This is a genomic window from Microbacterium aurugineum (assembly GCF_023101205.1).
Taxonomy (GTDB): Bacteria; Actinomycetota; Actinomycetes; order Actinomycetales; family Microbacteriaceae; genus Microbacterium; species Microbacterium aurugineum.
Map to the genome: position 1 here is coordinate 3,563,982 of NZ_CP078078.1, position 20,038 is coordinate 3,584,019.

Annotated in this window: 20 protein-coding genes; 11 read left to right on the forward strand and 9 right to left on the reverse strand. The window is 68.6% G+C overall.

From position 1 onward, the window contains the following. Positions 1-248 precede the first annotated feature (248 nt). From rpsF to KV397_RS17140, 5 genes are all read left to right on the forward strand, one after another. Positions 249-617, forward strand: coding sequence for a 30S ribosomal protein S6 (gene rpsF / locus KV397_RS17120; RefSeq protein WP_047523969.1), 369 nt, complete (start codon positions 249-251; stop codon positions 615-617). A 5-nt stretch (positions 618-622) separates the two neighbouring features. Next, entirely contained in the window at positions 623-1,135 is a 513-nt protein-coding gene (locus KV397_RS17125) for a single-stranded DNA-binding protein (RefSeq protein ID WP_045262453.1), read from the forward strand. A gap of 56 nt (positions 1,136-1,191) precedes the next feature. Continuing rightward, a complete protein-coding gene (rpsR, locus tag KV397_RS17130; protein WP_017203799.1) occupies positions 1,192-1,446 on the forward strand; it encodes a 30S ribosomal protein S18 in 255 nt (84 codons plus the stop codon). An 11-nt stretch (positions 1,447-1,457) separates the two neighbouring features. Next, entirely contained in the window at positions 1,458-1,910 is a 453-nt protein-coding gene (rplI, locus tag KV397_RS17135; RefSeq protein ID WP_047523968.1) for a 50S ribosomal protein L9, read from the forward strand. 143 nt (positions 1,911-2,053) lie between these two features. Next, entirely contained in the window at positions 2,054-2,785 is a 732-nt protein-coding gene (locus KV397_RS17140) for a GntR family transcriptional regulator (protein ID WP_052193777.1), read from the forward strand. 124 nt (positions 2,786-2,909) lie between these two features. Here KV397_RS17140 and kynU read toward each other — a convergent pair whose 3' ends face one another. Genes kynU through KV397_RS17185 form a run of 9 tightly spaced genes read right to left on the reverse strand, consistent with a single transcriptional unit; the run spans position 2,910 to position 11,269 of the window. Continuing rightward, the gene (gene kynU, locus KV397_RS17145; protein WP_261811828.1) at positions 2,910-4,184 is read right to left on the reverse strand and encodes a kynureninase; all 1,275 of its coding nucleotides are present in this window, start codon (positions 4,182-4,184) and stop codon (positions 2,910-2,912) included. A 29-nt stretch (positions 4,185-4,213) separates the two neighbouring features. Further along, a complete protein-coding gene (locus tag KV397_RS17150; RefSeq protein WP_261811829.1) occupies positions 4,214-5,206 on the reverse strand; it encodes an amidohydrolase family protein in 993 nt (330 codons plus the stop codon). A gap of 6 nt (positions 5,207-5,212) precedes the next feature. Then, a complete protein-coding gene (locus tag KV397_RS17155) occupies positions 5,213-5,737 on the reverse strand; it encodes a 3-hydroxyanthranilate 3,4-dioxygenase (RefSeq protein WP_248569976.1) in 525 nt (174 codons plus the stop codon). Then, positions 5,734-6,186, reverse strand: coding sequence for a RidA family protein (locus KV397_RS17160; protein WP_047523964.1), 453 nt, complete (start codon positions 6,184-6,186; stop codon positions 5,734-5,736). The genes KV397_RS17155 and KV397_RS17160 overlap by 4 nt, the downstream gene beginning before the upstream one ends. Next, a complete protein-coding gene (locus KV397_RS17165) occupies positions 6,183-6,986 on the reverse strand; it encodes a 2-keto-4-pentenoate hydratase (protein ID WP_261811830.1) in 804 nt (267 codons plus the stop codon). The genes KV397_RS17160 and KV397_RS17165 overlap by 4 nt, the downstream gene beginning before the upstream one ends. Next, positions 6,983-8,014: a 4-hydroxy-2-oxovalerate aldolase gene (gene dmpG / locus KV397_RS17170; protein ID WP_261811831.1), complete on the reverse strand. Its 1,032-nt coding sequence runs from the start codon at positions 8,012-8,014 to the stop codon at positions 6,983-6,985. The genes KV397_RS17165 and dmpG overlap by 4 nt, the downstream gene beginning before the upstream one ends. Further along, positions 8,011-8,949, reverse strand: a complete 939-nt coding sequence (locus KV397_RS17175; RefSeq protein WP_261811832.1) for an acetaldehyde dehydrogenase (acetylating) — start codon at positions 8,947-8,949, stop codon at positions 8,011-8,013. Before KV397_RS17175 ends, dmpG begins: the two co-directional genes overlap by 4 nt. Next, positions 8,946-9,764 carry a 2-keto-4-pentenoate hydratase gene (locus KV397_RS17180; RefSeq protein WP_315972133.1) on the reverse strand — a complete coding sequence of 273 codons (819 nt, stop codon included), beginning with the start codon at positions 9,762-9,764 and terminating at the stop codon, positions 8,946-8,948. Before KV397_RS17180 ends, KV397_RS17175 begins: the two co-directional genes overlap by 4 nt. Next, positions 9,761-11,269, reverse strand: a complete 1,509-nt coding sequence (locus tag KV397_RS17185) for a 2-hydroxymuconic semialdehyde dehydrogenase (protein WP_261811833.1) — start codon at positions 11,267-11,269, stop codon at positions 9,761-9,763. Before KV397_RS17185 ends, KV397_RS17180 begins: the two co-directional genes overlap by 4 nt. 83 nt (positions 11,270-11,352) lie before the next feature. Here KV397_RS17185 and KV397_RS17190 point away from each other — a divergent pair, with 83 nt between their 5' ends. From KV397_RS17190 to KV397_RS17215, 6 genes are all read left to right on the forward strand, one after another. After that, positions 11,353-12,321, forward strand: a complete 969-nt coding sequence (locus tag KV397_RS17190) for a LysR substrate-binding domain-containing protein (RefSeq protein WP_047524465.1) — start codon at positions 11,353-11,355, stop codon at positions 12,319-12,321. A gap of 124 nt (positions 12,322-12,445) precedes the next feature. Further along, positions 12,446-14,059 carry an LVIVD repeat-containing protein gene (locus KV397_RS17195; protein ID WP_261811834.1) on the forward strand — a complete coding sequence of 538 codons (1,614 nt, stop codon included), beginning with the start codon at positions 12,446-12,448 and terminating at the stop codon, positions 14,057-14,059. A 111-nt stretch (positions 14,060-14,170) separates the two neighbouring features. Then, positions 14,171-15,661, forward strand: coding sequence for a DHA2 family efflux MFS transporter permease subunit (locus tag KV397_RS17200; RefSeq protein ID WP_131491714.1), 1,491 nt, complete (start codon positions 14,171-14,173; stop codon positions 15,659-15,661). 56 nt (positions 15,662-15,717) lie between these two features. Next, positions 15,718-16,842: an ABC transporter ATP-binding protein gene (locus tag KV397_RS17205; RefSeq protein ID WP_248569983.1), complete on the forward strand. Its 1,125-nt coding sequence runs from the start codon at positions 15,718-15,720 to the stop codon at positions 16,840-16,842. A 59-nt stretch (positions 16,843-16,901) separates the two neighbouring features. After that, on the forward strand, positions 16,902-18,062 hold the full coding sequence (locus tag KV397_RS17210) for an ABC transporter substrate-binding protein (protein ID WP_261811835.1): 1,161 nt from the start codon (positions 16,902-16,904) through the stop codon (positions 18,060-18,062). A gap of 2 nt (positions 18,063-18,064) precedes the next feature. Beyond that, positions 18,065-19,930 (forward strand): ABC transporter permease, encoded by a 1,866-nt coding sequence (locus KV397_RS17215; RefSeq protein ID WP_261811836.1) that lies wholly within the window; start codon positions 18,065-18,067, stop codon positions 19,928-19,930. The last annotated feature ends 108 nt before the right edge of the window (positions 19,931-20,038 follow it).

Sequence of the window (20,038 nt, forward strand, 5' to 3'; positions counted from 1 at the left end):
GGGCGGCCGAAACGGAGACGAACCGCGGGCGGGGCGGCGTGCCTCGCCCGGACACGCCGCTCCACGCGCGGATGCGCTCCGTTTTCGCACAGCGGCCGCCGTTCAGCAGCCCGGGGCGCAATCCGCTAGACTGTCCAGGTTGTCTGCCTTCCGGACTCCAATCGGGAATCCTGGGGCAGACACGTGCACACACCCTCCTGCTCCCGGGAAAGTCCCGAGAGCCGTTCTAGTCCGAAGGAGGTGGGTAAGTGACGCACCAGTACGAACTCATGGTCATTCTGACCCCCGAGATCGACGAGCGCCAGGTCGCCCCGACGCTCGACAAGTTCCTGAAGGTCATCACCAACGATGGTGGCTCTATCGAGAACGTCGACATTTGGGGCAAGCGCCGTCTCGCATACGAGATCCAGAAGAAGAACGAGGGCATCTACGCCGTCGTCAACTTCACCGCGACCAGCGCCGCCACGCAGGAGCTCGACCGTCAGCTGAAGCTGAACGAGCAGATCATGCGCACCAAGGTCCTCCGCGCTGAAGAGGCTCAGGCGATGATCGCTTCCGAGGCCAAGCGCAGCGAAGAGAAGGCTGCTCGCAAGGCCGCCAAGGCTGCGAAGGCCTGACGTCCATGGCTGGCGAAACCGTCATCACCGTGGTGGGAAACCTCACGGCCGACCCCGAGCTGCGCTACACGCAGAACGGGCTGCCGGTGGCGAACTTCACCATCGCTTCGACGCCTCGGAACTTCGACCGCGCTGCGAATGAGTGGAAGGACGGCGATGCGCTGTTCCTCCGTGCATCCGTGTGGCGCGAGTTCGCCGAGCACGTGGCGGGCTCGCTGACGAAGGGCATGCGCGTCATCGCGCAGGGCCGTCTGCGTCAGCGCTCCTACCAGGACCGCGAGGGCAACCAGCGCACCGCGATCGAGCTGGAGGTCGACGAGATCGGCCCCTCGCTCCGGTACGCGACCGCTCAGGTCACGCGCGCGGCCTCGACCGGCGGTGCCGGTGGTGGCGGCGGCGGACAGTCTCGCCCCGCGCAGCAGCAGGTGTCGGAGGAGCCGTGGTCCACGCCCGGCTCGTCGACCAGCGCGGATGCCTGGAGCACTCCGGGCAGCTTCGGCGACGACACTCCGTTCTGAACAACTTCTGGATCCGGTCCGCAGGGCCGGCATCCGCTCATCACTAAGGAAAAACAATGGCTGGAAAGTCGAGCGGCGACCGCCGCAAGCCGCGGAAGGGCGCGAAGAACGCTGCTCCCGCGAAGTCCATCCGGGTCGGTGTCATCGATTACAAGGATGTCGCCACCCTTCGCAAGTTCGTCTCGGAGCGCGGCAAGATCCGCGCCCGTCGTATCACCGGTGTCTCGGTGCAGGAGCAGCGTCTGATCGCCACGGCGATCAAGAACGCGCGCGAAATGGCGCTCCTGCCCTACGCTGGCGCCGGCCGGTAAGGGGTATCGAGATGGCAAAGCTGATTCTCACGAATGAGGTCGCCGGGCTCGGTAGCGCCGGTGACGTGGTCGAGGTCAAGAACGGGTACGCCCGGAACTTCCTCATCCCCCAGGGTTTCGCTACGGCGTGGACCCGTGGTGGCGAAAAGCAGGTCGCATCGATCCAGGCCGCGCGTCAGGCACGCGCGATCCACGATCGTGACGACGCTGTCGCGCTGAAGAACGCTCTCGAGGGCACCAAGGTGCGCCTCACGGTCAAGGCCGGCAAGGAGGGTCGTCTCTTCGGCTCGGTCAAGACAGACCACGTCGCGGATGCTGTCGCAGCCGCCGGCCTGGGGTCGATCGACAAGCGCAAGGTGCACATCACCTCGCCGATCAAGTCGACCGGCGACCACGAGGCGACCGTGCGTCTGCACGAAGACGTCACTGCAGTCATCACGCTGCAGGTCATCGCCGCGAAGTAACGCTGTTCTCGAACGCCCCCTCTCCTTCGGGAGAGGGGGCGTTCGGCGTCTCCGGGGCGTGAGTGCACGGCCGCACGAGGACACGGACGTGATTTTGGATCCAGAATGCAGAGTTCGGTGCGATCATCCGATACTGTCGCTCCATGGTGCAATCAGGAAACGTCGCGTCGGCGAAGGATCGGGCCGACGCGCTGCAGAGACTCGCGCAGCGGCACGGAGCCGGATACCGGTCGGTGGGCGCGATGGCGTACGACATCATCCGCGATGCGATCCTCGACGGCACGCTCCCGCCCGGGATGAAGCTGCGGCAGGAGACGCTGGCCGAGTCGATCGGCATCTCGCGCCTGCCGATCCGATCCGCGCTGATCCAGTTGGAGGCGGACGGCCTCGTGATCTTCCACGCCCGCCGCGGGGCGATGGTGCGCGCGTTGTCGGTCGAGGAAGCCACTGAGGTGTACCACCTGCGCACCCTGCTCGAGAAGGAGGCGCTGCGGCTGGCGATGGCCGAGATGACTCCGGAACGGGTCGCAGCTCTGCGTGAGCTCGCCCGGACCGCCGACGACATCTCCGAAGGCGGGGAGTTCGTGGAGGCGCGCACCGAGTTCTACGCGACGCTCTACGACGCGCAGTCGCGTCCGCTGATGTGGGAGATGATCGAGCAGCTCCGTCTGAAGCTCGGCCGCTACGTGCTGGGCTGGCGTCTGGTCTCACCCGGCAGCCATGACCACTCGCACGGCGAGTTGATCGACGTGGTCGCCGCGGGCGATGCGGAGGAGGCGCTGCGCGTGCTCGAGTCGCACCTGAACCACGTGCGCGACGGCGTGATCGCGCTCCTGGACGCCGCCGCCACGGAGGCCGCAGCCGACGGATCCTGACACGCACAGTTCCGCGCCTCCTTCCGGGCACACCTGTATGACTCCCGCACGGATGCATGGCGGGAACGCCGGGCACGGTCATACAGGTGTCCCCGGGTCATGCAGGTGAGGCAGGGCCCGGGGCTCAGGTGACGGTGCCGCGGCGCGCGAAACGGGGTTCGCGCCAGATCTCACTGTGCAGCACGTCCTCCAGGGCCTCCACGGCATCCCACACGTCGGTGTAGGAGGTGTAGAGGGGGGTGAAGCCGAAGCGGATGAGGTCGGGAGCGCGGAAGTCGCCGATCACGCCGCGCTCGATCAACGCCTGCATCACCGCGTAGCCGTCTTCATGGCGCAGGGAGACCTGGCTGCCACGGCGGGCCGATTCGCGAGGAGTGACCGGCTCGATGCCCCAGCGCGGGGTCAGGCGCGTGTCGACGAGGGACAGGAAGAGCTCGGTGAGGCGCAGGCTCTTCTCCCGCACGAGGGTCAGATCCACGTCGTCCCAGATGTCGAGACTCGCTTCGAGTCCGGCCACCGAAAGCAGCTGCGGGGTGCCGACGCGGAAGCGTTCGATCCCCGCGGCGGGGGCGTAGTCGACCGTGAAGTCGAACGGGCGTGCATGGCCGTGCCAGCCGGTCAGAGCCGGCCGAGCGGTGCCGTGGTGTCGGGCGGCGGCCCAGATGAACGAGGGTGAGCCCGGTCCGCCGTTGAGGTATTTGTAGGTGCAGCCCACCGCGAAGTCCGCCTCCGCAGCGTTCAGGTCGATCGGCACGGCGCCGACACTGTGGCAGAGGTCCCAGATGACGAGCGCGCCCGCGGCGTGCACCGTGCGCGTGACCTCGGCGATGTCGTGCATCCGCCCCGTGCGGTAGTCGACCTGGGTGAGCACGACGACCGCGACACGGTCGTCGAGCACCTCGTCGAGGGTCGGTCCGTCGTCGGCGATCAGTCGACGCTCCAGCGGAACCCCGCCGCCCAGGAGCTCCTGCACCGCCTCGAGCATGTAGAGGTCGGTGGGGAAGTTCCCCCGCTCCGCGACGATCACGCGGCGACCGGGGCGGAGCCGGACCGCCGCGACCGCCGCTTGGAACAGGCTCGCCGACGTGGAGTCGCCGAGCACGACCTCGCCGACGTCGGCGCCGATCAGCGGTGCGATCCGGTCACCGATCGTGCGCGGCTTGGCGAACCACCCGGCCTCGTTCCAACTGCGGATGAGCCCCGTGCCCCATTCTTCGGTGATGACCTGCTCCAGGCGTGCCGCGGTGTGGCGGGGGAGCGCACCGAGCGAGTTCCCGTCGAGGTAGATCACATCGTCCGGCAGCACGAACCGTTCCCGCATCGGTGCGAGCGGGTCGGCGTCGTCGAGGGCCAGGCACGTGGCGCGGTCGATGGCGGTGCGGGTCGGGGTGATGCTCATGGAACAGTCCGTTCGAAGTCGATGCGGGGTCAGCGCCCCAGGAACCGCAGCGCGTTGTCGCGGCGGATGGCGCGCTTCTGCGCCTCGTCGAGGAAGTCGGCCCGGTCGACGACGCTGCCGACCGGACGCTCGCCGAGCGGGTACGGGTAGTCGCTGCCCACCATCACCTGACTCGTGCCGAGCGTCTCCACCAGCGCCCGCAACGCGACCGGGTCGAAGACGACGCTGTCGACGCTGAAACGTTCGAGGTACGCCGACGGCGGCCGTTCGCTGACCCCGATGAGGTCAGGGCGCTGCAGCCACGCGTTCTCGAAGCGCCCGAGCCAGAATGCGAAGGAGCCTCCTCCGTGCGCGAACGCGAGACGGAGCGTCGGCGGCACGCGATCGAAGACACCGCCCAGGATCATGGCGATGATCGACAGGTGTGTCTCGGCGGGCATGCCGGTGAGCCAGCGTGCCATCCATCGGTCGAGCCGCGGCGAACCCGGCATGTCCCACGGGTGCACGAACACCGGGATGTCGTTGTCGGCGCAGTGCTGGAGGAACATCACCATGCCCTCGTCGTCGAGGTCGCGGTCACCCACGTGGTTGCCGATCTCGACGCCCGCGTGGCCGGACGCGAGCGCACGGTCGGCCTCGGCGCACGCGGCATCCGGATCCTGCAGCGGCACCTGGGCGAACGGGATTAGCCGCTCCGGTGCGGGGGCGCAGATCTCGAGAGCGAGATCGTTGAAGATGCGGGCGACCTTGACCGCTTCATCCCCCGACTTGTCGTAGGAGAAGAACAGCGGGGTGGGGGAGACGACCTGCATCTCGACGCCGTCGGCGTCCATGTCGGCCAGGCGCGCCGAGGCATCCCAGCAGTCGTCGCCGATGCGGCGGAACTCGGTCTCGCCGAGCATGATCATCGCGTCGCGTTCGGAGTCCACGCGAAGGGTCGGCCAGAGACCTGGCCCGACCTGTGTCGACAGGTCGGGCCAGGCGCTCGGCACGAAGTGCGTGTGGACGTCGATCGTGCCCAAGGGGCTTCAGCCCTTGCCGGGGTGGACGGTTCCGCACTGCGGGCAGGTGCGCCCCTCTTCGCTCTCGTAGAAGTCACGGAACACCGGCGGCAGGTCCTCGACGATGTCGCGCACCTGCAGCTCGACCTCGTGCACCTTGGCGTTGCAGTTCGGGCAGAACCAGGCGAACTTCTCGAGCGTGCCCTCTTCGCGGATGCGCTCGATCACGATGCCGATGGAGCCCTCTTCGGGGCGCTGCGGAGAGTGGAAGACGTTACCCGGCAGCAGCCACATCTCGCCCTCGCGGATGTCGACGCGCTGCAGACCGTCCGGCGTCTGGATGTTGACGTGCATGTTGCCGCGGTACTGGTAGAACCACTCCTCATAGGGGTCGAAGTGGAAGTCCGTGCGCTGGTTGGGTCCGCCGACGACCTGCACGATGAAGTCGCCCATCGGTGCCCAGGCGGCCTTGTTGTTGACCGGTGGCTTCAAGAGATGCTCGTTCTCCTTGATCCATGCGGGGAAATCGATGACGGGTGGGATGGTGCTCATTTCTCCTCCTCGAGAGTGGCAGCGGTGATGGGGTCGGGCCGGCGCGCGATCGCCTGGATCTCGATGCGCAGGTGCGGATGGGGCAGGGCGTGCACGGCGACCGTGGTGCGGGCCGGGCCCTGCTCGTCGAAGTACTCGGCCCAGACGGCGTTGTACGCGGCGAAGTCGTTCATGTCGACGAGGAAGGTGGTCGCCTGGACCAGATCGCCGAGGTCGCACCCGGCGGCGGCGAGCACCGCGCGGATGTTCTCGATGACGGCGCGGGTCTGCACCGCGATGTCGAGACGCGTGGCGCCGAGCTCGTCGACCTCCGCACCGGCGATCGTGTTGTCGGGGCGCCGGCTCGACGTCCCGGAGACGAACACGAGGTCACCGGAGACCTTCGCGTGCGGAAAGCGCCCTCGGGGCGTCGCCTTGCCCTCGACGAGGATCCCTCGTGAATCGGTCATCGTGCTCCCTCCTCGGGCTCGTCGGATCCCTCGTGCGTGCGGACGCCGACGCGCCCGAGTCCGGCGATGGACGCCTCGACGACGCCGCGGTCGGGCAGGGGGACGGCGGCGGTCGCGGCTCCGGCGAGCAGCACCATGCCGGCACGCAGTGCGAACCCGTACCGCGCGGCGAGTCGTGCGGCCGCGGCGACGGCGCGCGCCGGGTCGCCCAGGATGGCGGCCGTCGAACCCGTGGCGCTGACCCGACCGTCGACCTCGAGCAGCACCGCTCTGTTGTCGAGGTCGCCGGCGCGGTCGAAGGGAGTCCAGGGACCGGTCGCGTACGCGGCGGCGGACGTGTTGTCGGCCACGACATCGGCGAGGCTGAAGCGGAAGTCCCGGTACCGCGAGTCGATGATCTCCAGGGCGGGAGCGACCGCCGCGATGAGGTCGGACAGCGGGCGCCCGGGGGCGGAGCCGTCGATGTCGGTCGCCAGGAGATACGCGACCTCGGGTTCGATGCGCGGGTGGATCGCGGATCGACGGTCGAAGACGGCGTCGTCGTCGAGGCGCATGGCATCGGTCAGAGTGCCGAGGATCACATCATGCACGCCCATCTGCTGGGCCTTCGCCTGACTCGTGAAGCCCAGTTTGAGGCCGGTGATGCGCTCGCCGCGGGCGAGGCGGCGGGCGATCAGCGCGTGCTGTGTGGCGTAGGCGGTGTCGAGACCGACCTCCTCCTCGGAGGAGAGCTGAGCGATCGAGGTCGCGGTGCGCTGAGCGGTGTCGAGCGCGGCGGCGAACACGGCATCGGCGGTCATGCGGTCGCCCCCGTCCGCGCGGCGACGAGGTCGAGGGCGACGTCCACGATCATGTCCTCCTGGCCGCCCACCATGCGGCGGCGACCCAACTCCACGAGGATGTCGCGGGCGTCGAGGCCGTGCTTCTCGGCCGCGCGCTCGGCGTGCAGCAGGAAGCTCGAGTACACGCCCGCGTAGCCGAGCGTGAGGGTTTCGCGGTCGACACGGACGGGGCGGCGCTGCAGCGGCCGCACGAGCTCCTCCGCCGCATCCTGCAGCGCGAACAGGTCGCAGCCGTGCTCCCAGCCGAGCAGGTCGGCCACCGCGATGAACGCTTCGATCGGGCAGTTCCCCGCGCCCGCCCCTTGCCCGGCGAGCGAGGCGTCGACACGGTACACGCCGTGCTCGACGGCCGTGACGCTGTTGGCCACGCTCAGCGAGAGGTTCTCGTGGGCGTGGATGCCGATCTGCGTGCCGGGGTCGAGGACCTCGCGGTAGGCGTCGACGCGGTCGGCGACATCGCGCATCGTAAGGCGCCCGCCGGAGTCGGTCACGTACACGCAGTGCGCGCCCGCGGCCTCCATGATCGTCGCCTGCGCGGCGAGGCCGCGCGGGTCGTTGAGGTGGCTCATCATCAGGAATCCCGAGACGTCCATGCCGTGCTCGCGTGCCCAGGTGATGTGCTGGATGGCGACGTCGGCCTCGGTGCAGTGCGTCGCCACCCGCACGCTCGCGACACCAAGATCACGGGCGCGGGCGAGGTCGTCGATCGTGCCGATGCCGGGCAGGATCAGGGTGGTCAGGACGGCACGGTCGAGCACCCCGGCCGCCGCTTCGATCCACTGCCAGTCGGTGTGCGCGCCCTGTCCGTAGGCGACGCTCGACCCTCCGAGACCATCGCCGTGGGCGACCTCGATGGCATCCACTCCCGCCGCTTCGAGAGCGCGGGCGATGCCCTGCACCTGATCGGTCGTGTAGCCGTGGCCGATCGCGTGCATGCCGTCGCGGAGGGTGACGTCCTGCACGTACACGCGGGGAGTGGTGGTCATGCGGGAACCCCTGTCCGTTCGGCGACGAGTCGCTCGGCCGTGCGCAGGGCGGCCGAGGTCATGATGTCGAGATTGCCCGCGTACTCCGGAAGATAGTGGCCGGCGCCCGCCACCTCCAGCAGGACGGCCACGCGGGTTCCTCGGAACGGACGGTCGAGAGCCGGCACGTACGCCTCGTCGACCGCGTCGAACTGCACCTGTTGCTTGAGGCGATAGCCCCCGACATAGGCCTGCACGTCGGCGACCATGGCATCGACCGAGGCGCTCACGGCATCGCGATCCAGCGTGGCGGGGTCGCCCTCGACCAGGCAGAACACCGTGTCGCGCATGATGAGGGGCGGGTCGGCGGGGTTGAGCACGATGATGGCCTTGCCGTGCTCGGCGCCGCCGATCACCTCGAGCGCGCGGGCAGTGGTCTCGGTGAACTCGTCGATGTTGGCCCTGGTGCCGGGGCCGGCTGACTTCGAGGCGATCGAGGCCACGATCTCGGCGTAGACCACCGGGGCGACGCGTGACACGGCGGCCACCATCGGCACCGTGGCCTGGCCGCCGCAGGTGACCATGTTCACGTTGGTCGCACCGAGGTGGGCGTCGAGATTCACGACCGGTACGACGTACGGCCCGATGGCGGCGGGGGTCAGGTCGACCATGAGGCGTCCGGCGTTGCGCACGAGCGCGTCGTTGCGGGCATGGGCTCCCGCCGAGGTCGCGTCGAACACCAGCTCGACGTCGGCGAACTCCGGCATCGCGATGAGCCCGTCCACCCCGTCATGGGTGGTGGCGACACCGAGTCGACGTGCGCGGGCCAGGCCGTCCGAGCGCTCGTCGATGCCCGCCATCGCGACCACGTGGAGGCTCGTCGAGAGCCGCTTCACCTTGATGAGCAGATCGGTGCCGATGTTGCCCGAGCCGATGATGGCAATGCCGATGGTCATGCTGCAGCCCTTTCCGATACGGTGCCGAAGAAGTCTGCTCGGACGTCGCCGAGTCCTTCGAGGCGCGCGCGGAACACTCCGGCGGTCGCGTCGACCATCGGGCCGAGCGCGCCGGAGAGGATCACTTCGCCCGCGCGCAGCGGCTGTCCGCGCCGGGCGACCTCACGCGCGAGCCAGGCGACCGCGATGACCGGACTCCCGAGGCACGCGGCACCGGATCCGGTCGAGACCGGGCGGCCTTCACGGTCGAGGGTCATGCCGAGCGTCGTGAGGTCGAACCCGTCGAGGCGCCGGGGCGTCGTACCGAGCACGACCGCCCCGCTCGACGCGTTGTCGGCGATGGTGTCGGTGATGCGGATGTCCCAGTCGGCCACGCGGGAGTCGACGACCTCGATCGCGGGCAGCACGAACTCCGTGGCCCGGATGACGTCGGCGACGTGCGTCGTGGGGGAGTCCAGGTCGCGGCCGAGCACGAAGGCGACCTCGGCCTCGGCGCGCGGCTGCAGGAAGCGCGCGAGGTCGATCGGCTCGCGGTCGGCGAAGATCATGTCGTCGAGCAGCACGCCGTAGTCGGGGCTGTCGACGCCGAGCTGCGTCTGCACGGCGGGGGACGTCAGCCCGATCTTGCGACCGACGAGGCGTCGTCCCTCCTTGAGTCGCCGGGCGATGCCGAGCGACTGGACCGCGTACGCGGCATCCTGATTCGTCTCGCCGAGCAGGTCACGTACCGGCGCGCACGGCCGTCCGGACTCGGCGGCCCGCCGCAACCGCTCGTCGGCGGCGCGGACGGCGTCGACGTCGTGCTCGGTGCTCACAGCTGCACGCACACGTTCGTCGGCTCGGTGTAGAACTCGAGCGAGTGGTGGCCGCCCTCTCGGCCGATGCCGGAGAGCCCGACCCCGCCGAACGGGCTGCGCAGGTCGCGCAGGTACCAGGTGTTGACCCACGACATGCCGGTGCGCATCTGCTGCGCGACGCGGTGTCCGCGGGTGAGGTCGGTCGTCCAGGTGACGGCGGCCAGTCCGTAGTCCGTGTCGTTCGCCAGCGCGATCGCTTCCTCCTCGGTGTCGAACGGGATGAGGGCGGCGACCGGGCCGAACACCTCTTCGCGTACGGTGCGGTGGCTGTTGTCGAGGCCGGTCCACAGCGTCGGCTCGATCCACGATCCGCCGTCGAGTCCGTCGCCGAGCGTGGGGATGCCTCCGCCCGCGAGCACGGTCGCGCCCTCGGCGACGGCGAGGTCGAAGTACGACAGGACCTTGTCGCGGTGGGCTTGCGAGATGAGGGGGCCGGTGGTCGTGGCCGGCTGCTCCGGACGGCCCAGGCGCAGGCGGGCGGCGTGCTCGGCGAGTCCGGCTGCCACGTCGTCGAAGACCGCGCGCTGCACGTAGATGCGCTCGGTGCACAGGCACACCTGGCCGGTGTTGAGATACGTGGAGCGGGCGAGCCCGGCGACGGCCGCGTCGAGATCGGCATCGGCGAACACGAGCGCGGCGTTCTTGCCGCCGAGCTCGAACGAGACGGGGCGCACGCGCGGCGCCACGGCCCGCATGATCGCGGATCCGGTGGACGATTCGCCGGTGAAGGTGACGCCGTCGATGCCCGGGTGCGTCGTGAGCGCCTCGCCGGCGGAGTCGGCGCCGAAGCCGTGCACCACGTTCACCACTCCGGCGGGGACCCCGGCCTCCGCCAGGATCTCGGCGAGCAGGGTCGCGGAGGAGGGCGTCTCCTCCGAAGGCTTGATGACGACGGTGTTCCCGGTGGCGAGAGCGGGTGCGAGCTTCCACGTGAGCAGGAGCAGCGGCAGGTTCCAGGGCACGATCACCGCGACGACGCCCAGCGGCTTGCGCACCGCGTAGTTCAGGGCGCGGCGGCCGTCGGGCAGCTCGGTGAGGAACGAGTCGAGCCCGGCGGTCGAGACCGTGTCGGCGAACGATCGGAAGTTCGCGGCGGCCCGGGCCACGTCGAGGTCGCGGGCCAGGGTCTCGGGCTTGCCGGTATCGCCCACTTCGGCCGAGACGAGTTCGTCGGCGCGGCGGTCGATGGCGTCGGCCACTCCGCGCAGCAGGCGGGCGCGCTCGGCGACGGTCATCCGCCCCCAGGGGCCGTCGAACGCGGCACGGGCGGCCGCCACCGCACGATCGACCTGTTCGGTGCCGGCCTCGTGCACCTCGGCGACGACCGAACCGTCGACCGGACTGATCTTGGTGAAGGTGGCGATTCCCTCCACGCGCTCGCCGGCGATCATGTTGTGGATCGCGCGGGGCGCCTGGCCCTGCTCCGCAGCACGGAGGGGAGGCGTCATCGTCTCGAAAGGCATGGGCTCAGGCTAGGAAGGTTCGAGGGATGCCGACAAATACTCTCTTGATGCACTGCCATGCCCGTACGGCTATAGTCCCGATCATGGTCACCGATCGACTGCTCGACGGACGGGTCAAGATCCGCCACCTCGTCCTCGTCACCGCCATCGCCGACGAAGGCACCCTGGTGCGCGCCGCCGAGTCGCTGCACATCACGCAGCCCGTGGTCACCCGAGGGCTCCGTGAGGTCGAGGAGGTGCTCGGCGTGCCCCTGTTCGAGCGGATGCCCCGGGGCGTGAAGCCGACGCCGTACGGTGACTCGTTCATCGAGCGCGCCCGGTCGGTGCTCGCCGAGCTGCGCGCCGCGGGCGAAGAGGTGCGGCTGCTGCAGTCCGGTCAGCTCGGCACCGTCACGGTCGGCACGCATCTCGCCGGATCGAACCTGCTGCTGCCGCGCGCCATCGCCGCGCTGAAGGTCGAGCATCCGCGGTTGACGGTGGTCGTGCGCGAAGGCACGCCCGACACCCTGCAGCAGCTTCTCCTCGCAGGCGACCTCGATCTCACGGTCGGACGGCTCTCGCCGACGGTCCCGGTCCGTCTCGAGCAGGAGCGGCTGCACCAGGAGCCGATACGTCTGGTCGCTCGCGCGGGGCATCCCGTGCTCGGCGGTGTCAAGGCGAACTCGCTCGCCGAGCTGCTCGCGTACCCCTGGATCTTCCCGGTCGCTCAGACCGCGCTGCGCGCCGAGCTCGAAGCGGTGTTCTTCCATGAAGGGCTGCCGCTGCCGCCCGACCGGGTGGAGTGCACGTCGATGCTGACGTTGCGGACTCTGCTGATCTCGACCGATGTGATCGCGGCGCTGCCGATGTTCATCGCCGTCGACGACCGCGAGCTGCGGATCCTGCCCACCCCCCTGAGCTCGATCCGTCGATCGGTCGGAGTGACGCTGCCGAAGGATCGGGCACCGTCGCCGGCGGCGTCCGCGCTTCTGAGTCATCTGCGCGAAGAGGGCGCGCGGCTCGCCGAGTTCGAGCGCGAGTACGCCCTGACGGAGTCCCGACCGCTCGGCTGATATGCCCGAATGGTCATAGCTCTGGCCCGTATGGATATTGGACAGCATCGCTTCTCCAGGGTGAATCTGAGGAGGACGACACGACGTCGTGACGATCTCACCCGATTCAGCCAATGGAGGCGACATGGCCGGCTCTCCCTACGTGCCCGACGCGAAGAAGTACCGCCCGGAGGATTTCCGCCGGGTCGCGGGCGAACCGGCCGATCCCGACCCCTCGACCTGGGGTATGCAGCCGGACGGGACCTTTCTGCCGCCGGCGCATACGCCGTCCGTCCCGCGTGACGTGTTCGTCGACTGGCCCGGTCAGCTCGACTATCGCGACCCCGAGACGTACACGTTCAATGCGAGCGCCGAGGCGTTCTACCCGATCGTGGTGAACACGAGCCACTCCTGGCAGTGCATCTACGACTGGGATGGCCGACGCCTCATGCTGCACTACGGCGGTGGCAACCACTGGAAGCTGTACGACATCACCGACCCGCGCGACCTCACGATCGTCGACGAGGAGCAATGGGGGTGGGATGATCCGCGTCCGCAGTTCGGCGCGACGACGGTGCAGTGGAACGAGAAGCTCGGGAAGCACATCGCCATCCAGGCGAGCGAGACCCCGCGGTACTTCCTCAAGGGGCGGGTCGCCAACAAGTGGATCGACGACACCGTCGAGGGTCAGTTGAAGGAGTGGCAGGGCCTGCGCGGCTTCCGCACCTGGGAGATGAACGGACCCAGCCCGCGGGAGTGGACGCTCCTGACCGAGGTCTCGACCGATCCGAACCACGGGCCGGACGAGATCCAGGAGGGCAACGGCGTCCTCGACCTGCCGGTCTACTACGGCGACAAGTACCTCTTCGTGGCGACCGCGCCCGACAACACGTTCACCAACCAGCCGTACAAGACCACGCTGTGGACGGCGGGGCATGCAGCGTACGACGTCTCCGACCCCGCGAAGCCCGAACTGCTCTCGACCTGGTGGGTGCCCGGATCCCGCGCCGGCGAGGAGGCCGACTCCGAGTACCTCGCCGACAACGACCGCTGGAACAACAAGACGAGCTGGTTCGGCTCTCGCATGGGCGTCTTCATGCCCCGCTCCGTGGAGTCGGGCTATCGCTACGCCTACGCCGCGCAGGGGGGGCAGGGCTTCTTCGTCCTCGACGTCTCCGATCCGACGAACATCCATCACGTCGGATGGTGCCCGCTGCCCACGAGCGTCGCCGGGACCGAAGGCGACAACGTCGACACCACCCAGGTCGAGGAGACCGGGTACGTGTACGTCTCGGGCTACCCGATGAACACCGACTGCTACGAGCCGGCCAAGGAGATCTACCAGATCGACGTGTCGGACCCGACGAATCCGCGGGTGGTGCGCACTCTGCCCCGACCGACGCCGCCGGCAGAGGCCGCGTTCACCGACTGGGCACAGCGCCGCGGCTCGTTCGGCCCGAAGCGTTCGGGGTACTTCACGAACACCGGAACCCCGCACGGCGGCGTCGTCCCCTACGCGTTCTACGCCGCGGGGCTGCAGATCTTCGACGTGCGCGATCCCGAGAACCCGCAGGTCGGCGCCTACTTCGTGCCTCCGATGGGTCTGAAGGACGACGATGACCTCGCCGCCCCCGTGCACGGGATCTTCGTCGAGTGGGACCGGAACCTGATCTGGCTCTTCGCCAATCACGGCATCTACGCGGTCTCGACCCCGCTGCTGGGCGAGCCCGTCATCGGCATCCCCGCCGCCGACGGCTGACACCCGTCACCCCGGAACTTCGGCGCCCGCCCTGCACATAAGGGGCTTGCAGGGCGGACGCCGAATCCCCGCTCCCGTACCCTCCGCGACGATCCCTCCCGAAAGTGATCCATGACTCAGACAGTCAGGCCCTGGCCAGCCCTGTGGGCGCTGTGCATCGGCTTCTTCATGATCCTCGTCGACACGACGATCGTGGCGATCGCCAACCCGGTCATCCTCGCGGCCTTCGACGCCGACCTGACCACGGTCATCTGGGTGACCAGCGCCTACCTCCTCGCCTACGCCGTCCCGCTGCTGATCACCGGCAGGCTCGGCGATCGCTTCGGGCCCAAGCGCGTCTACCTCATCGGTCTCGTGGTGTTCACCCTCGCTTCGCTCGCGTGCGGCCTGGCCGACAGCATCGGCATGCTGATCGCGGCCAGGGCGGTGCAGGGTTTCGGTGCGGCGCTGATGACGCCGCAGACCATGGCGATCATCGCGCGGGTCTTCCCTCCGCGCGGACGCGGTCAGGCGATGGGTGCCTGGGGCGCGGTCGGGGGGCTCGCGACGCTCGTCGGTCCGATCCTCGGCGGCGTGCTCACCGACACGGTGGGCTGGGAGTGGATCTTCTTCGTGAACGTGCCCGTCGGGATCGTCGCCTTCCTCGTCGCCTGGCGTCTGGTGCCGAACCTGGAAGGACACCCGCATCGGTTCGACTGGCTCGGCGTCACGCTGTCCGGCGTCGGTCTCTTCCTTCTCGTGTTCGGCATCCAGGAGGGTGAGGTCTACGACTGGGGTGTGATCCTCGGACCGATCACGGTGTGGAGCCTGATCATCTCCGGGGTCGTACTGCTCGTGCTCTTCGTCGTCTGGCAGCGCGTCAATCGCGCCGAACCGCTCATGCCGCTCGCGCTGTTCCGTGACCGCAACTTCTCGGTCGCGAACGCCACGATCTTCCTGGTGGGGGTCGGTATCACGGCGATGCCGGTGCCGCTCGCCTTCTACTTCCAGGTCGGCCGGGGTCTCGACCCCACGCTCGCCGCACTCATGCTCGCGCCGATGGCCGTCGTCTCGGGGGTGCTCGGCCCGTTCGTCGGCAAGCTGAGCGACCGGGTCGGGCCGCGCTGGGTGACGTTCGCGGCTTTCGTCGTCTCGGCTGCGGCCATGGTCTGGTACGCGGCGACGATGACGCTCGATGCCCCGTTCTGGCTCCTGCTGCTCCCGTCCGCCCTGTTGGGGATCGGTGTCTCGGGGATGTTCGGACCTCTGGCGTCGACGGCCACCCGCAACCTTCCGCACACGCAGGCCGGAGCGGGATCGGGTGTGTACTCCACGACCAGGCAGATGGGCTCCGTGATCGGGTCGGCGTTGCTGGCCGTCCTGATGAACGCGACGCTCGCCCTGCATATCTCGGGCTTCGTGCCGGGGGCGATCCACCCCGGCAGCGACCTGTCGGCGGAGGACGGCAGCGGGCTGGCCACGGCCATGTCGCAGTCGCTGCTGTTGTCGGCCGTCGCTTTCGCGGTGTGCGCGATCGTCGTGGTGCTCTTCGAGAAGCCGCGGCCGTGGGGTGCGCCGGCAGCCCCCCAGACAGTGGAATCCGTCGTGAGAGAGGGACGATGATGGTGGCGATCGCAGTGGATCCAAAATCCAGAATGAAGAACGACGAGAGGGTTCCGATGACCGCGAAATCCGGAGGCGGAAGACTCGTCGTCGACGCCCTCAAGAAGGACTACGAGCTCGACGGTGCCGCCGTTCCCGTGGTCAAGGACGTCACGTTCACGATCGAGCCCGGGATGTTCTACTCCCTCCTCGGCCCGTCGGGATGCGGCAAGACGACCACGCTTCGCTGTGTCGCCGGGCTCGAGCGGAGCAACGGCGGGGTCATCTCGCTCGACGGCGAGGTGCTCTCCACCGGCACCGCGCACGTGTCGCCCGACAAGCGCGACATCGGGATGGTGTTCCAGAACTACGCGATCTGGCCGCACATGACCGTGTTCGCCAATGCGATCTTCCCGCTCCAGGTGGCCGGCTCCCGTCTTCCCAAGCAGGAGGCGCGCAAGCGGGCGATGGAGTCACTCGAGCTCGTGCAGCTCGATCACCTCGCCCAGCGTCCGGCCACCGCACTGTCGGGCGGCCAGCAGCAGCGCCTCGCTCTCGCACGGGCGCTGGCCCACCGGCCGCGGTTGCTGCTGCTCGACGAGCCGCTGTCCAACCTCGACGCGAAGCTGCGCGACACCATGCGCAATGAGTTGCGCAGTCTGCAGCGCACCCTCGGGATCAGCGCGCTCTACGTCACGCACGATCAGTCCGAGGCGCTGTCGATGTCGGACCGCGTCGCCGTCATGAACGGCGGGCGCATCGTGCAGGAGGCTTCCCCTCGGGAGCTCTACGATCAGCCGGCCGACCGCTTCGTGGCGGACTTCGTCGGTCGCGCGAACATGATCCCCGCCCTCGTGATCGATCGCGACGGCGCGGGTGACGCGGTGGTGGAGGCCTTCGGGACCCGGCTGCGCACGCCCGTGCCGGACGAGGTCTCGGCGGGCGACGACGTCACGTTGACCTTCCGCCCCGAAACCGTGCGCTGGCATGAGACCGACGCCGACCGTCCCAATGTCGTTCCCGTCCGCATCGTGCGGGTGGAGTTCCTCGGCGAGATCGTCGAGTACGAGGCCGAAGTGCTCGCCGAGGGCGAGTCCGTCGGCACCATCGTCGGCCGCGGAGCACCGCTGGCGACACCCCCCGAGGGCGGCAGGGTCTTCCTCGAACTCGTCCCGCACGCCTGCCGCGTGCTGGCTGCATGACGCAACCCCGCACCACACCCGTAGATCACATTCCTGATGTCAGAGAGGACATTCAGATCATGAAGAGAACACTGGGAGCGACCGCCGTCGTGGCGGTCTTCGCACTCGCGCTGAGCGGATGCAGCACGCCGAGCGAAGCAACCGGGGGCGACAGCGCCCTGAAGGGCGACGCCGCCGAGGCCGTCTGCGACGCCGTCGAGATCGGCGCGATCACGCGCTGCGAGAACTTCTACGACGACTACTGGCCGGAGATCGACAAGCAGCTCGACACCCTCTACGAAGAGGCGAAGAAGGCCGATGGCGGCACGCTGGTCATCTGGGACTGGTACGAGCTGGCGCCCGAGGTGATCGCGCAATTCAACGAGCGCTTCCCCGACATCAAGGTCGAGACCCGGGGTCTGACCTACAACCTGTCCTCGGCGATCATCTCGGCCAAGGCCACCGGAGCCCGCAACACCGACGTGGTGTCCGGTTCGATCACCTCGATGGCGGCCATGTACGACGAGGGGTTCTGGGAGAAGGTCGACTGGGAGAGCTTCGGTGTTCCCGCGGAATACCTGACCATCGGTGCTCCCGAGCTCATGCCCGACAGCATCAACGGCACCCTCATGCAGTACAACACCGAGAAGGTCGAGTCGGTGCCCGAGACGCTCGACGGTCTCCTCGACCCCGAGTACAAGGACAAGGTGTCGGTCGCCGGCTACAACGCGGTGGTCTTCGCCGGATACGGGATGGCCGAGGGGGAGGACAAGATGGTCGCCCTGATCGGCGACCTCATGTCGTCCGGCAACCTGAAGCTGCTCGAGGATCAGGGCGCTCCGCTGTCGAGCGGTGACGTGCCGATCGCCCTCAACCAGACCCTCTTCAACCCGAACCCGGCGCTCCAGGTCTCGCCGTTCGAGCACGCCGGCGTCTGGGCGCAGTTCTCCGGTGTGAACTCCGACGCCAAGAACAAGCCGGGCGCGGCGCTGTGGACCCTGTGGAACGCGTTCGACCCGGACTGGATCGACCTCCGCATGACGGACGAGCGCTTCGCCAGCACCCAGGTACCGTTCGCCGGGCTTCCCGCTGCGACGTTCGCCGAGGCCACCGGGCTCATGAAGACGAACTCCGACGCACTGCTGCTCGGCCTCGAGAACGGGGCCGAGACCGAGACGCAGGCCACTCGTGACGACTGGCAGGCCATGATCAACGCCGCCGACAAGGCGCTGAACGGATAACGATGTTCCAGGCAGGACGGACCACGGGGCGAAAGCGTCCCACCACGATGACGATCGCGATGATCGTCTCGGGCGCGGTCATCTTCATCCTTCTCGCGGTACCGCTGATCGTCCAGGTGATCACCGCGTTCCGTGGTCCGTTCCTGCCCTTCGGCGTCTCGTCGGCGAAATGGGGCGTCGAGAACTTCGTCACCCTGTGGCAGCTGCGCGAGGACTTCTGGGGTGTGCTCGGAGCGACCGGCGCGTTCGTCGGCGGCTCGACGCTCCTCACGCTCCTGATGGCTTTCGGCCTCGCCTGGGTCACGGTGCGCACGGATGCGCCGTGGCGTCGCCTCATCTCGGTGCTGGTGATCGTGCCGTACATCATCCCGCCGATCGTGAAGGCACAGGCCTACCTGCTGATGCTCTCGCCCGAGTCCGGGGTGCTCAACCAGCTGCTGCGGTTGCTCCCGTTCGCGAGCGACGTGCCGATCGATCCGTACGCCTTCCCGACGATGATCTTCATCCAGGCGCTCACGAACGTCACCTTCCCCTACCTGATGATCGTGCCCATCCTGACGAACATGGACGGCTCGCTCGAGGAGTCCGCGCGGGTGTCCGGGGCCTCCTGGCCGCAGACGCTGCGACGGGTGACCCTGCCGATGCTCTGGCCGGGCCTGCTCGGGGTGACCGTGCTCACCTTCATCCTCGGCCTCGGCAGTCTCGAGGTTCCGCTGCTGTTCGGTCAGGAGTCCGGGCGCAACATCTTCGCCCTCAAGCTCTGGACGCTCATCAGCTCCAACGCGGGCGAGCTGCCGCAGTATGGCCTGGCCGCCGCGTGGGGACTCGTGTTCCTGGTGATCACCACCATCGCCTTCGCGGTCTATCTCCGCGCGACCCGCAATGCCGAGCGCAGGGCATCGGTCTCGGGCAAGGGCTTCCGGCCGTCGACCATGCGGATGGGGCCGTGGAAGATCCCGGTCATGCTGCTGGTCGCCGTGTTCGTGCTGCTCACGGGCATCCTCCCGCTGCTCGCCCTGCTGTGGGCGGCGATCACGCCCTATCCGGTGGCGTTCTCGATCGATGCGATGCTCGGCAGCACCGACTTCGGTGCGTTCGGGGTGGTGCTCGCGGATCCGGAGTTCTGGGTGTCGCTGGGACGCACGGTCCTCATCGCGGGCGGCAGCGCCACGATCGCGGTCGTGTTCGCCACGGTCCTCGCCTACGGCATCGCCCGCAGCAAGAAGACCGGCTGGGTGAAGGCCCTGGACCTGTTCGCCTCGTCGTCGGTCGCTATCCCCGCGACCATCGCCGGCTTCGCCATGTTCCTCACCTTCATGGTGATCAACCCCTACATCCCGATCGCGGGAACCCTCCTGGCACTGGTGATCGCCTACTCGTATCGGGTGTCGATCGCCTACCGTTCGTCGTACAGCGCGACCCTGCAGATCCGGCCCGAGCTGGAGGAGGCCGCGCTCACCAGCGGGGCGAGTCGCTTCGAGGGGTTCCGCCGCATCATCGCTCCGTTGCTGATGCCCACCGTGATGGCCGTCTGGATCCAGATGTTCATCCTCGGCACCAACGAGTTCACGCTTCCCGCGTTCCTGGCCACCCCGTCGTCCCGTCCTCTGTCGATGTACATCTACGCGATGATCAACCCGCGCTCCGCACAGCTCTATGCGCCGGATCAGGGTGCCGCGATGGCGCTGATCTTCACGCTGATGGTTTTCGCGATCGGATACGGCCTGCAGTGGGCGCTGTCTCGTCGCGCGATCGGTCGGAGCCGCAAGGCGGTCAGTGCCGGTCTCCCCGACCTCGCGACCCCTCCGGCCCCCGCCGCGGATTCCGCGACCGCAACCCTGGCCGTCCAGTCCCGCCCCCGCCCCTGACCCCCGTCCCCCGCCCCCCGCCCGCGCTGTTGCGGGATCGAAAACGCGCCTCGGGGCGGGTCTGGAGGCGCGTTTTCGCACTTCGACGCGGCCCGGAAGCTCACACGC